Source organism: Candidatus Binataceae bacterium (genome assembly GCA_035500095.1).
Classification (GTDB): domain Bacteria; phylum Desulfobacterota; class Binatia; order Binatales; family Binataceae; genus JAKAVN01.
The window spans coordinates 1-12,505 of record DATJXN010000057.1; the positions used below are offsets into that span (position 1 = coordinate 1).

Annotated in this window: 12 protein-coding genes; 10 read left to right on the top strand and 2 right to left on the bottom strand. The window is 64.5% G+C overall.

Going from position 1 to position 12,505, the window contains the following annotated elements:
• Positions 1-480: 480 nt before the first annotated feature.
• The 8 genes from VMI09_06280 to purF all read left to right on the top strand — a co-directional run bounded on the left by VMI09_06280 (position 481) and on the right by purF (position 9,435).
• Positions 481-1,620, top strand: a complete 1,140-nt coding sequence (locus VMI09_06280) for a glycosyltransferase family 39 protein (GenBank protein HTQ24285.1) — start codon at positions 481-483, stop codon at positions 1,618-1,620.
• Between the two features lie 36 nt (positions 1,621-1,656).
• Entirely contained in the window at positions 1,657-2,151 is a 495-nt protein-coding gene (dut, locus tag VMI09_06285; protein ID HTQ24286.1) for a dUTP diphosphatase, read from the top strand.
• 188 nt (positions 2,152-2,339) lie between these two features.
• Entirely contained in the window at positions 2,340-3,779 is a 1,440-nt protein-coding gene (gene purB / locus VMI09_06290; GenBank protein ID HTQ24287.1) for an adenylosuccinate lyase, read from the top strand.
• Between the two features lie 146 nt (positions 3,780-3,925).
• A complete protein-coding gene (gene purC / locus VMI09_06295; GenBank protein ID HTQ24288.1) occupies positions 3,926-4,642 on the top strand; it encodes a phosphoribosylaminoimidazolesuccinocarboxamide synthase in 717 nt (238 codons plus the stop codon).
• Between the two features lie 30 nt (positions 4,643-4,672).
• Entirely contained in the window at positions 4,673-4,966 is a 294-nt protein-coding gene (gene purS / locus VMI09_06300) for a phosphoribosylformylglycinamidine synthase subunit PurS (protein ID HTQ24289.1), read from the top strand.
• Positions 4,963-5,700: a phosphoribosylformylglycinamidine synthase subunit PurQ gene (gene purQ, locus VMI09_06305; protein HTQ24290.1), complete on the top strand. Its 738-nt coding sequence runs from the start codon at positions 4,963-4,965 to the stop codon at positions 5,698-5,700. Before purS ends, purQ begins: the two co-directional genes overlap by 4 nt.
• Positions 5,697-7,946, top strand: a complete 2,250-nt coding sequence (gene purL, locus VMI09_06310; protein HTQ24291.1) for a phosphoribosylformylglycinamidine synthase subunit PurL — start codon at positions 5,697-5,699, stop codon at positions 7,944-7,946. Before purQ ends, purL begins: the two co-directional genes overlap by 4 nt.
• A complete protein-coding gene (purF, locus tag VMI09_06315; protein HTQ24292.1) occupies positions 7,939-9,435 on the top strand; it encodes an amidophosphoribosyltransferase in 1,497 nt (498 codons plus the stop codon). Before purL ends, purF begins: the two co-directional genes overlap by 8 nt.
• Positions 9,436-9,471: 36 nt before the next feature.
• Here purF and VMI09_06320 read toward each other — a convergent pair whose 3' ends face one another.
• Positions 9,472-10,338 carry a hypothetical protein gene (locus VMI09_06320; GenBank protein HTQ24293.1) on the bottom strand — a complete coding sequence of 289 codons (867 nt, stop codon included), beginning with the start codon at positions 10,336-10,338 and terminating at the stop codon, positions 9,472-9,474.
• A gap of 57 nt (positions 10,339-10,395) precedes the next feature.
• A complete protein-coding gene (locus tag VMI09_06325; GenBank protein ID HTQ24294.1) occupies positions 10,396-10,965 on the bottom strand; it encodes a sigma-70 family RNA polymerase sigma factor in 570 nt (189 codons plus the stop codon).
• Positions 10,966-11,210: 245 nt separating this feature from the next.
• Between VMI09_06325 and VMI09_06330 the strand changes: the two genes are divergently transcribed.
• Together VMI09_06330 and VMI09_06335 are read left to right on the top strand one after the other, a co-directional pair.
• Entirely contained in the window at positions 11,211-11,498 is a 288-nt protein-coding gene (locus VMI09_06330) for a hypothetical protein (GenBank protein HTQ24295.1), read from the top strand.
• 2 nt (positions 11,499-11,500) lie between these two features.
• Positions 11,501-12,445, top strand: coding sequence for a DUF692 domain-containing protein (locus VMI09_06335; GenBank protein ID HTQ24296.1), 945 nt, complete (start codon positions 11,501-11,503; stop codon positions 12,443-12,445).
• Positions 12,446-12,505: the final 60 nt, after the last annotated feature.

Sequence of the window (12,505 nt, forward strand, 5' to 3'; positions counted from 1 at the left end):
CTGCGGCTACAAGCCGTACGTTTTGAGGGTCCGATGCTCTCGCAGGATCGAGCAGGCAGCGGTGGTTATCCGCGATCTTGTGAATTCAGATTTCGATGAGCTGTTTGCGAGAAGATGAGAAAATAGAAGACGAGAAGATTGTCTGTGCGCTTCATCCACCGCCGCACCGCCTTCGCGTGCTCGATGCCGTCGAAACCGACGCACATCAGAGCTTGCAAGCTCTTACCAAATCTTCGATTCCTCTGGAAGATGGAGTCGGACAACATTATTAATTCCGGCGCAGGGGTTGAGCACCGCACAGTTTACTTTTGTCGTTAATATGTGGTCATTGACGACCCCGTTTGTTCTGCGATTCGTAAGTTGATTCTTCCATCCCAATCCGCCAGCCTGCGACCGCTCCCACTCCGACAGCAGTCGATGCGCTTGCGCACGGCCGTCGAAGCCCTCTAGCGTTGCGCCACCGGCGCGGGAGCCGGCTCGATGCCATCGTCGCTCGACCATCGCCAACGTTCGCTGCTCGGTCTGACCGCGTTCGATCGGTCGGTGGCCGCGATGGTCCTCGTCATCAAGGTGATCGTGCTTCTCTTCGGCGCGCTTGCTTTCCAGGTATATAACGGCGAACGGGTGCGTACGCTCACCCAACTGCTTGCGATCTGGAACCGATGGGACGGCGGGCAGTACCAGATGATCGCGCAAAAGGGCTACACCGCCGTGGGCGACCAACGCCTGGCGCTCGCATTTTTCCCGCTCTACCCGTGGCTGACCCGGATGACCGCCGTCATCGTGCACGACATGATGCTGAGCGCGTTTCTCGTCTCCACGATAGCATCCGTCGCCCTGGGCGTGGCGATGGCGCGGCTTTTCGCGATCGATTACTCGCGGCATCTGGCGCGCCGCGCGGTATGGTTCATGTTCATATTTCCGACCTCATATTTTCTCCACATCGGCTATTCCGAAAGCCTGTTCCTGGCGCTGGTCGCGACTTCTTTTTTGGCCGCGCGGCGCGAACGATGGATGGCCGCCGGCATACTCGGCGCGCTGGCCGTCCTCACGCACGACAACGGCATCCTGCTGGTCCCAGCGCTCGGCGCCGATGCGGCGTGGGAACTTTGGAAGACGCGCCGCTTCAACCGGCGATGGCTCTGGATCGCTGTCGTGCCGCTCGGGCTTGCCGTCTACATGCTGGTCAACTACGAGGTCACGGGCGACCCGCTGGCATTCCTCCTCATGGAACGCGAGCACTGGTCCAACACGCTCACCGCGCCGTGGCGCGGTATAGCCGTCAGCCTCGGCGTCGCCAGCTACCAGGATGCGTCGCAGGCCGCGATGGTCGGGACGCAGGTCGTCTTTTTTCTCGCGATTAGCCTCGCGGGGACAATTGCCGCCGCATTTCTCCTCCGCCCCGCGTACGCGGTGTGGATGGCCCTCAACTGGCTGCTGTTCGCGAGCCAATCATGGGATATCAGCGCGCCGCGTCTTGTGCTGGCGATGCTTCCGCTGTTCATCCTGTTCGCGCAGTTGGCGCGCCGCCGGCTCTGGGACGCGGCGATCACGGTTTGGTCGCTCTTGTGGCTCGGGCTTTTCGTTAGCGAATTCGTCTGCAATCGTTGGGCATATTGAGCGGGCATATTGAGCGCGGTCTGTGGACGGCTTGTCGTGCGCGGTTTGCGCCCACGCGCCGGCGCGGATAACTCTGAAGCCGAGACGATGAACCCGGTGGTCAAGGTCAGGCGCGTGAGAGCCTCTTCGATGGCGCTGCCGCGCTATCAGAGCGCGCAGGCGGCAGGGATCGATCTCGTCGCGGATATTGAAGTGTCGCTTGAGATTGTGCCGATGGCCCGTGCTGCGGTAACGACCGGAATAGCGGTGGAAATCCCTTCGGGTTTCGAGGGGCAGGTGCGTCCGCGAAGCGGACGGGCGCTCCAGGAGGGGCTAGCGCTTATCAATTCGCCCGGCACGATCGACGCGGACTATCGCGGTGAAATTAAAGTATTGCTTGTAAATCTGGGCGAAGCGCCGATCACGATCAAGCCGGGCGACCGTATCGCTCAGCTCGTGATAGCGCCCGTCGCGCGCGCCGAGCTGGTCGAAGTCGACGAGCTCGAATCAAGTTCGCGCGGCGGCGGCGGCTTCGGGCATACTGGAAGATAGCGGCGCCGGCGGTCCGTTCCCGCAAGCGCGATGCTCTTCAGCATAAAACGTCAACATAAAACGTCAAGATGAGAAGAGAGCCGAAACATTCCTACCCGTCCACTCGTGGCCGGAAGGCCGCCGCGGGCAGGACACCGAGCGGCGCGCAGGACACCGGGGCGCGAGAGGCCGAAATCGACGCCCGCAAAATGCCGGCATCCACCTCCGGAGCTGCCAGCACGGCCGAGCTCGATACCTCCGAGCTCGATACCTCGTTGATGGCCGTTACGCCGATCGACGGCCGCTACCGCTCGCGCACGCGAAAGCTCGCCGGTTACTTCAGCGAGTTCGCGCTGATCCGCTATCGCGTGCGGGTCGAAATCGAATGGCTCATCGCACTGGCGGAAAATCCCGCAATCGGGGAGTTCTCGCTCGGCGCCGGCGCGGTTCCGAAGCTGCGCGCGCTCTACGCGGACTTCACGCTCGACGACGCCCGGCGGGTCAAGGAGCTCGAGCGCACGACCAATCACGACGTCAAGGCGATCGAGTATTTTCTTGCGGAAATGATCGCGACTGCTGGCCTGCGCGTGCCGTCCGGGATGGTCCATTTCGCCTGCACCTCGGAGGACATCAGCAACCTCGCTTACGCCCTCATCCTCAAGGAGTTCTGCGAACGCGAGTTCGCGCCTGCGCTGGACGGAATCATCACCACGCTGGGCGCGATGGCGCGGCGATGGCGCACGGTCGCGATGATCGCGCGCACGCACGGCCAGGCCGCGACGCCGACCACCATGGGCAAGGAGCTGGCGGTCTTCGCGGTGCGGCTCGAACGCCAGCGCCGCGCGCTCGGCCAGCAGGAGTATCTCGGCAAGTTCAACGGCGCGGTCGGCAACTTCAACGCCCATCAGGCCGCCGTGCCCGAGGCGGACTGGATCGAGACATCGCGCCGTTTCGTCGAATCGATGGGCCTCGTGTGGAATCCGCTCACGACCCAAATCGAAAGCCACGACTTTATCGCCGAGCTGTTCGACCTGGTGGCGCGCATCGACACCATCCTGCTCGGGTTCGCCCGCGACATGTGGGGATATATCGCGCTCGGCTATTTCGGCCAGCGCACGGTCAAGGGCGAGGTCGGCTCCTCGGTGATGCCGCACAAGGTCAATCCGATCGACTTCGAGAATTGCGAGGGCAACCTGGGCGTCGCAACGGCGCTGTTTCAGCATCTGGCGGTCAAGCTCCCGGTTTCGCGATGGCAGCGCGATCTGAGCGACAGCACGGCCATGCGCGCGATGGGCGCCGCGTTCGGCCATCTGATGGTCGCGCTCGACGCGCTTTCGCGCGGCCTCGGCCGCGTCGAGCTGAATCCCGCGCGGATCGCCGCGGAGGTCGAGGCCGAAGGCGCGTGGGAGGTGCTGGCCGAGGCGGTGCAGACGGTGATGCGGCGGCAGGGGCTGGAAGATCCCTATGAGCGGCTGAAGGAGCTGACCCGCGGGCGCGCAATCGACCGTCAGGCGATGCGCGGGTTTATCGCGGGGCTCAAGCTGCCGGCCGAGGTCAAAGCCCGGCTTGAGAAGCTGGAGCCGCGTGGTTACGTTGGACTTGCCGCCGAACTGGTTGAGCGCTTTGCGCCCGGCAAATCCGGAAATTAGATGCGGACGGCTCGTGATTGTGCACAAGCGCCGCGCTCTGTGAACAAAGCTCTGCCGCAAAGGTTTGTGGCGCGGGCACCGGTCGGCTACTTCATTATTTATCGGCCGTTCATGAAATTGTGATTCCCCCTAAACGGAGAGATGCCGTGGAAGACGCTCCGCAGAAGCTAGAAATGTTTTACGAGGGCAAGGCCAAGAAGCTCTATGCGACGGCCGACCCCGACCTGGTAATCGCCTACTTCAAGGACGACGCGACCGCGTTCAACGCCAAGAAGCGCGGCACGATCGAGGACAAGGGCGTGATGAACAACCGCATCTCGGAGCTGTTCTTCACGCTGCTCGAACGCAACGGCGTCCCGACCCACTTCCTGCGCCGCCTGGGCGATCGCGAGATGCTCTGCCGGCGGCTCGAAATCATCCCGGCCGAGACCGTGGTGCGCAATATCGTGGCGGGCTCGATGGCCAAGCGGCTGGGCCGCGAGGAAGGCGAGAAGCTGAAGCATCCGATCGTCGAGTACTATTACAAGTCCGACCCGCTCGACGATCCGCTGATCTATCCCGAGCACGCGGTGCTGTTCGGCTGGGCCACCCAGGAGGAACTCGACACGATTCACGCGATGGCGCTCAAGGTCAATGAAGTGCTGAGCAGGTTTCTCGACGAGCGCGGCGTGATCCTGGTCGACTTCAAGCTGGAGTTCGGACGCCATCACGGCAAAATCCTCCTCGGCGACGAGATCTGTCCGGATACCTGCCGCTTCTGGGACAAGGCGACGCTGAAGAAGCTCGACAAGGACCGCTTCCGCCGCGACCTGGGCGACGTCGAGGGCGCGTACCACGAGATGCTCCAGCGGGTCTCGAATTGAGCGAACGGCGCGGCCGGCGAATTGCGCCGAATGCGCAGAGGCGCTGAGTTGCTGGTCAAGGTTTTCGTCACGTCGCGCAAGGGAATTCTCGACCCGCAGGGGCGTGCGGTCGAGCAGTCGCTTAAGAGCCTCGGCTTCGGCGGCGTCGGCGCGGTCCACGTCGGCCGCTATATAGTGCTGGAACTGGATTCCCCGAGCCTCGAGCAGGCGCGCGAGACCGTCCGTCGGATGTGCGGGCAGCTGCTTACCAATCCGAATATCGAGGACTATACCTTCGAGATCGAACCGCAAGAGGGCGGACCGCAAGAGGGCGGACCGCGGTGAAGTGGGGCGTGGTCCGTTTTCCCGGGTCGCTCGATGACGCCGACACGCTGTGGGCGCTCGGCCACGTGATGGGGCAGGAGGCGCTCTCGCTCTGGCACAAGGACGAGGACCTGGCCGGCGTGCAATGCGTGGTGCTCCCGGGCGGCTTCAGCTACGGCGACTACCTGCGCTGCGGGGCGATCGCGCGGTTCGCTCCGATCATGAAAAGCGTCGTGCGTTTCGCCAATGACGGCGGCCTGGTGCTCGGCATCTGCAACGGTTTCCAGATTCTGTGCGAGGCTCATCTGCTGCCCGGCGCGCTGATGCGCAACCGCTCGCTCTCCTTCATCTGCGAGCGGGTCAACGTGAGGGTCGAAAACGCCACGACGCCGTTTACCTGCGCGGCGCGCGAGGGCGAGGTGCTGCGCCTGCCGATCAAGCACGGCGAAGGCCTCTACGTGGCGCCGGCCGACGAACTTCGCGCGATGGAAGCGCGCGGGCAGGTGCTGCTGCGCTACACCGACGCCGCCGGCCGCGAGCGCGATGACGCGAATCCCAACGGCTCGACCCGCGCGATTGCCGGCGTTGCCAACGAAAACTTCAACGTCTTCGGCCTGATGCCCCATCCCGAACACGCGGTCGAGGCTGCGCTCGGCGGCGAGGACGGGCTGAAGATCTTTCGTTCGATCGTGACGAGCGCCGAACGGCCGCGCGCCCGGGTTGCGGGCGCCGCTGCTTCCAGAACCTCGGCATGAGCGCCGCGACGATCGCCGAGAGGCCGGTCGGGCTTGCAGGCGAGCCCGCAGCCGATCTCGAGCAGGCCCGCGCGCACGGCCTTACCGACGAGGAGTACCGGGCGATCGAGCGATGGCTCGGGCGCACGCCGACTTTCACCGAGCTTGGCGTTTTTTCGGTGATGTGGTCGGAACACTGCTCGTACAAGTCCTCGCGGCGCCATTTGCGGATGATGCCCAACAAGGGGCAGCGCGTGATCGGCGGGCCGGGCGAGAACGCCGGCGCGCTCGACGTCGGCGACGGATGGGTCGCGGTGTTCAAGATAGAAAGCCACAACCATCCGTCGTTCGTCGAACCCTACCAGGGCGCCGCAACCGGCGTCGGCGGGATCCTGCGCGACATCTTCACGATGGGCGCGCGGCCGATGGCGAGCATGGATTCGCTGAAGTTCGGCGCGTGCGATCATCCGCGCACGCGCTACCTGCTGAGTGGCGTGGTCGGCGGAATCGGCGGTTACGGGAACTGCGTGGGCGTCCCGACGGTGGGCGGCGAGGTCATGTTCGACGCGGCCTACAACGGCAACATCCTGGTCAACGCATTTTGCCTGGGACTCGCGCGGCGCGGCGAATTGCAGAGCGCGCGCGCTAAAGGTCCGGGTAACCCGGTGATGTACGTCGGTTCGGCCACCGGACGCGACGGAATCCATGGCGCGAGCCTGCTCGCCTCAGCCGAGTTCGATGCGACCAGCGAGGCGAAGCGCCCGACCGTGCAGGTCGGCGATCCGTTCACGGAAAAGCTGCTGATCGAGGCGTGCCTGGAGGCGATGCGAAGCGGCGCGATCGTCGCAATCCAGGACATGGGCGCCGCCGGGCTTACCTCGTCGTCGAGCGAGATGGCGGCGCGCGGCGAGTTGGGAATCGAACTCGACCTCGACCGGATTCCGCTGCGCGAAGCCGGGCTTACGCCGTACGAAATTCTGCTCTCGGAGTCGCAGGAACGGATGCTGCTGGTGGCCGAGCGCGGACGCGAGGCCGAACTCGCCGCGATCTTCGCGCGCTGGGACCTTCACGCGGTCGTGGTCGGCAAGATCACCGAGGATCGGCGTTGGCGGGTGCGCTGGCGCGGAAAGCTGGTCGCTGACATTCCGGCGGTCGCGCTGACCGACGAGGCGCCGGTTTACGATCGTCCGGCGCGCGAGCCTTCGAATCCGGCGTCCGCATCAAGCGCTGCCGCGGGCGCGGCTTCCGAACCGCCGCCGAGCGAAGCTTTGCGCCGATTGCTCGACAGCCCGAACGTCGGCTCGAAGCGATGGGTCTATCGCCAGTACGACTCGATCGTGCAGAGCAACACGATGATGGGGCCGGGCGGCGACGCCGCGGTGCTCAGGATCAAGGGAACGAATCGTGCGGTCGCGCTCAAGGTCGACTCCAATCCGCGCGCCTGCGCGCTGGATCCTTACGTCGGCGCGGCTGCGACCGTGGTCGAGGCGGCGCGCAACGTTGCCTGCGCGGGCGCCCGGGCGATCGGGCTTACGAACTGCCTCAATTATGGCAATCCGGAACGCCCCGAGATCATGTGGCAGTTCATCCGCGGCGTAGAGGGCATACGCGACGCCGCGCTCGCGCTTGAAACGCCGGTGGTCAGCGGCAACGTCAGCTTCTATAACGAGACCGAGGGCCGCGCGATTCCGCCCACGCCGACGATCGCGATGCTCGGAGTGATCGAAGACGCCAACCGGCGTGTGACCCATTTTTTCAAGCGTCCGGGCGACGTGGTTATACTGCTGCGGACTGCGCCGGCGAAGCTGGCGGCGAGCGAATACGCGGCCGTTTTCCAGACCGATGGCGGAGCCCTTGCACGACTCGACCTCAAACGCGAGCGCGCGCTTGTCGAGGGGCTGGTTGCCGCCGCCGATCGCGGGTTGATAAGATCGGCTCACGACGTTGCGGAAGGTGGACTGGCGGTTACGCTGGCGGAGTGTTGCTTCAATCCCGACGGCGTCCTGGGCGCGGAGATCGACGGGATGCCGGAGCCGGTTGGGGCTGAAGTGTTTTTTGGCGAGGGCGCTTCTTCGGTGGTGCTGTCAGCCGCCGCCGATGAGGTCGAAGCGCTCCGCGAATTGTTCGGCGGAGTCGAGTTCACGGTGATGGGACGCGTGATTGACGGGCCGCGCCTTAGGATTGCAAACGCGATCGACGAGGACGTGCGCGAGTTGAGACAAATCCACGAACAGGCGATCGTGCGGAGGCTTGCCGCAAATGGATGAAGTCCAGGCGCAAGAACTCTCGAAGGAGCCTTCGGAGCTGTTTGTCGAAGTCTCGCCCGAGGAATCCAACCTCGACGCCTTTCACGAGGAGTGCGGCGTCTTCGGCGTCTTCGGCCATCCCGAGGCCGCCAATCTCGCCTACCTCGGCATGTATGCGCTGCAGCATCGGGGGCAGGAATCCGCCGGTATCGTCTCCTCCAACGGCAAGTCCCTGATCTCGCATCGCGGGATGGGTCTGGTCGCTGACATCTTCAACAGCGACGTGATCAATCGGCTCGAGGGGACCGCGGCCATCGGCCACAATCGCTACTCCACCACCGGCTCGACGACGCTCAAGAATTGCCAGCCGCTGGTGGTCGAATACGCGGGCGGCGGCCTCGCGCTCGCGCATAACGGCAACCTGGTGAATTTCGCCGAGCTGCGCGAGCGGCTCGAGGCCAATGGTTCGCTCTTCCAGTCCTCTTCCGACAGCGAGGTGATTATCCATCTGATCGCCGGATCGCGCGCGCCCACGCTGGCCGAGCGCGTGGCCGAGGCGCTCGCCCAGGTGCGCGGAGCATACTCCCTGGTGGTGCTGGCGCAGCGCGAGATGCTCGCGGTGCGCGACCCGTTCGGCTTTCGCCCGCTGGTGCTGGGCTCGCTCAACGGCGCGCCGATCGTGGCCTCGGAAACCTGTGCGCTCGACCTGGTGCGCGCGGACTACATCCGCGAGATCGAGCCCGGCGAGATGGTGGTGATAAGCGACGAGGGCGTGCGCTCGCTGCGTCCGTTTCCGCCGGCGCCGACGCGGCGATGCATCTTCGAGTACGTTTACTTCTCCCGTCCCGACAGCCTGCTCTACGGGCGCAATGTGTACCAGGTGCGCAAGCTGCAGGGGCGCGCGCTAGCCCGCCAATGCCCGGCCGACGCCGATATCGTCGTGCCGGTGCCCGACTCGGGCAACGCCGCCGCGCTCGGCTATGCCGAGCAATCCGGGCTGCCGTTCGAGATGGGCCTGGTGCGCAGCCACTACGTGGGACGGACCTTTATCGAGCCGCGCCAGTCGATTCGCCACTTCGGCGTCAAGATAAAGTTCAACCCGGTCTCCGAGCTGCTGCGCGGCAGGCGCGTGGTGCTGGTGGAGGATTCGCTGGTGCGCGGCACCACGCTGCGCAAGGTGATCCCGATGTTGCGGCAGGCGGGTGCGCGCGAGGTCCATATGCGGATCGCGGCGCCGCCCACCACCAACTCCTGCTTTTACGGAATCGACACCCCGACTCGCGAAGAGTTGCTTGCTTCGAGCCACTCGATCGAGGAGATCCGCAACTACATCACGGCCGACTCGCTCGATTACCTCAGCTGGGAAGGTCTGTACTCATTCCTGGACGGCCCGCGCGAAGGCTTTTGTGACGCCTGCTTCACGGGCAAATATCCGGTAGAGATTCCGGCTAATCACGCACCGCATCAGTTGCGCCTGTTCGAAGCGGCCGACAACGCGCTCGGCCGCTGAGCGCGCTCATCCGGCTGCGCGCGGGATGTCGTTGGCTTAGCGCTGGACGCTGAACGCCTGCGCGAGCGAGATGTCGTGTTTGAACTCGTCCATCGGCTCGCTCGTCGTGAGCACGCAGATGAAATGGCCCTGCTCCGACACTGTCACGCAGAGACTATAGCCCTCGTATTCGTAAAGTAGATGGCCGTGGATCTCGCCGATCTTGCCCGGCGGCGTGGCGAAGTCGCTCGCCTTGTAGCGCGTGCACAGGATGTCGCCGTTGCGTCCACGGTAGAGCGTGTAGGTGACCGGATTGCCGTCCGGCAGCCGGTCGATTCGACCGCCGACGACGCCGTAGCCGGCTAACTCGAAGTTCCACATCAGGTCCGGCATCTCTGCCGAGCCATAAGCCATCGCGATATCCGCCAGCGAGGCCGACGGTACGGTCGGCCTGAACGCGGTCTCGAACGTCTCGTAGCTGTACACGGCCTGGTCAAGCGCCTCGCTTGCAGGGATCGCGCTGACGCCCGAAGACGGGGTCTCCCGATGCAAGCCGGGCAGGCCGCCGCCCGCCCATACCACGACCACCAGCATTGCCGCCGCGGCGAGCGGGGCCCAGGTGCGCGGACGCTTGAGTTCGCGCATCACAGCCCGGCCAAGCCGGCCTGGCACGGATCCGTGATCGATGCGATCGAGCGCGGCATTGATCCGCGCTTGTATCTCTTCGGGGGTTTTCACCGTGGCGGCCTGGCGGCGTATCAGCGCCTTCAACAGCCGCTCCTCGACCAGGCGCACCCGGCATCGGGTGCATCCGTCGTCCAATCCGCTGCCCAGATGCTGAATGACCGCGCGCTCTTCGGCTCGCGTCAATTCGCCGTCGGCATGCGCAGAGAGGTAGTTGGTGATGTACTCCTCGCAATTCACGGTTTCCCTTGCTTATACACGCAAGCGCGAGTCATCTGAATACACTCGACGATCCGCCTAGCGGACCAGTCCGCGCCGGCGGGCGAACGCGCCGAGCGCAACCCGCATCATCTGGCGCCCGCGCGAAACCCGCGATTTGACCGTCCCGATAGGTATTTCGAGGACTTGCGCGACCTCCTGGTAGTTGAGTTCCTGCACGTCGACCAGCATCAGCACCGTGCGAAAGTCCTCGGGTAGGGCGTTGAGCGCGGCGGCAACTTCGTGGTCCAGAACCTTCTCCGAGATAAGCATCTCGGGGTTGCTCACCTTCTGCTCGCCGCGCGCGCTCAAGCCCTCGACGGCGCGTTCGAAATCCTCGGGCGAGAGCGCGACCTGTTCGCGATCGGCGCCGCGGTAGCCGTTGCGGAAGTTGTTGTACAAGATGGTCAACAGCCACGCGCGGCAGTTGGTGCCCGGGGTGTACTGATGAAAAAAACGATACGCGCGCAGCACGGTCTCCTGCAAAAGATCGCGAGCGTCGTCGGGATTACGCGACAGCCGCAGGGCCGCCGAGTACAGCGCGTCGACGTGAGGCAGCGCCTCGCGTTCGAAGAGCCCGCGCTTTTCGCTGCCCCCTTTTTCCGCCATATTCAGCGAGCACCAACATATACCACCACCGTCAAGTCAAACGCCGCTGACGGCGGAAAAGTTCCCGATTTTGACGGAAGGAACCTTGGCCTGCCATACCCGAGTTAAATATACTTGCGCAAGTTGGTCGAAGGTTACGGACCAGCGGCCGCCGAAGTCGCATCATCCGGCCGGCGAATGCGTATTTGAGCCATCGAGGATGTCATCTGTCGGCGCCGGAACCGGCGCGAAAGAGGAGAAAAACGATGGATCGCAGCACTATAGCCGGCGCGGTTCTGGCCGCGGCGGTGGGCGCGATGTTTTTGAGCACGCCGCTCCTTGCGCAAAGCTCCTCGGGGAATTCCACCGAGGCAGCCAGCGTCAAGTGCATCGGCGGCAATAGCTGCAAAGGCCAGAGCGCGTGCCAGACAGCCAACAATGGTTGCATGGGTCAGAACTCATGCAAGGGCAAAGGGTGGGTGACGTCCGCCTCGGTCAAGGCCTGCACGGATCAGGGCGGCAAGCCGGAGAAGACGCCGGCCAAGGCGATGTAGGGTTGAAGCGCGCGGATTTCCACCAACTGGGATTCGGCGTCGGTCTGCGCCGGCCGCATTATGCCCGGATTCTCGAGCGGCGCACGTCGGACGATGCGTCTTCGCACGATCTGTGTTCGGTGGACTGGTTCGAGGTCATATCGGAAAACTTCATGGTCGAGGGCGGGCGCCCGCTTGAAGTGCTCGACGGCGTGCGCGCAAGCTACCCGGTCGTGATGCACGGCGTGTCGCTCTCGATCGGCTCGAGCGATCCGCTCAACCGCTCCTACCTCGACGCACTTGGCGCGTTGGCCCGGCGTGTCGAGCCGGCCTGGGTTTCGGACCATTTGTGCTGGACCGGTGTCGGCGGTCGCAATCTGCACGATCTGCTGCCGCTGCCCTACACCGAGGAGGCCGTGCGTCACGTCGCCCGGCGCATCCGCGAGGTCCAGGATATCCTCGAACGCACGATCCTTATCGAGAACGTGTCGAGCTACATGGCGTTTCGCGCCTCGCGCCTCGCCGAATGGGAGTTTCTTCGCGCCGTCGCGGAAGAGGCCGACTGCGCGATCCTGCTCGACATCAACAACATTTTCGTGAGCGCCTTCAACCATCGCTTCGACCCCTTGCGTTACATCGACGCCATCCCGGCTGACCGCGTGGTGCAGTTTCATCTTGCAGGCCACAGCGACCACGGCAATTACCTGCTCGACACGCACGATCATCCGATTCGACCCGAGGTTTGGGGACTCTATGAGCACGCGATTGGGCGTTTCGGCCGCGTTGCGACGCTTGTCGAGTGGGACGACAGTATTCCGGCGTTCGAGGTGCTGGCCGCGACGGCCGACGAAGCGCGCCGGAGATGCGAAGCGGCACTGGCGGCCGTTGCGACGGCGGGGGAGGCCGATCCGGCCGCGCCGTACGAATTATCTGCACGCCGCGGACCGGACCGGAGGGGGGAATTGTGAATTGCGAGGTCGCACGGCGTCCTGCTGCGAACATTCAGCGGCGCGCCGGTGCCGATTTCG

Coding starts and splice junctions, on each gene's coding strand:
- purF (HTQ24292.1), top strand. CDS start 7,939: ATGGATGAAGTCCAGGCGCAAGAACTCTCGAAGGAGCCTTCGGAGCTG.
- VMI09_06325 (HTQ24294.1), bottom strand. CDS start 10,965: ATGGCGGAAAAAGGGGGCAGCGAAAAGCGCGGGCTCTTCGAACGCGAG.
- purL (HTQ24291.1), top strand. CDS start 5,697: ATGAGCGCCGCGACGATCGCCGAGAGGCCGGTCGGGCTTGCAGGCGAG.
- VMI09_06330 (HTQ24295.1), top strand. CDS start 11,211: ATGGATCGCAGCACTATAGCCGGCGCGGTTCTGGCCGCGGCGGTGGGC.
- purS (HTQ24289.1), top strand. CDS start 4,673: ATGCGCAGAGGCGCTGAGTTGCTGGTCAAGGTTTTCGTCACGTCGCGC.
- purB (HTQ24287.1), top strand. CDS start 2,340: ATGCCGGCATCCACCTCCGGAGCTGCCAGCACGGCCGAGCTCGATACC.
- VMI09_06280 (HTQ24285.1), top strand. CDS start 481: ATGCCATCGTCGCTCGACCATCGCCAACGTTCGCTGCTCGGTCTGACC.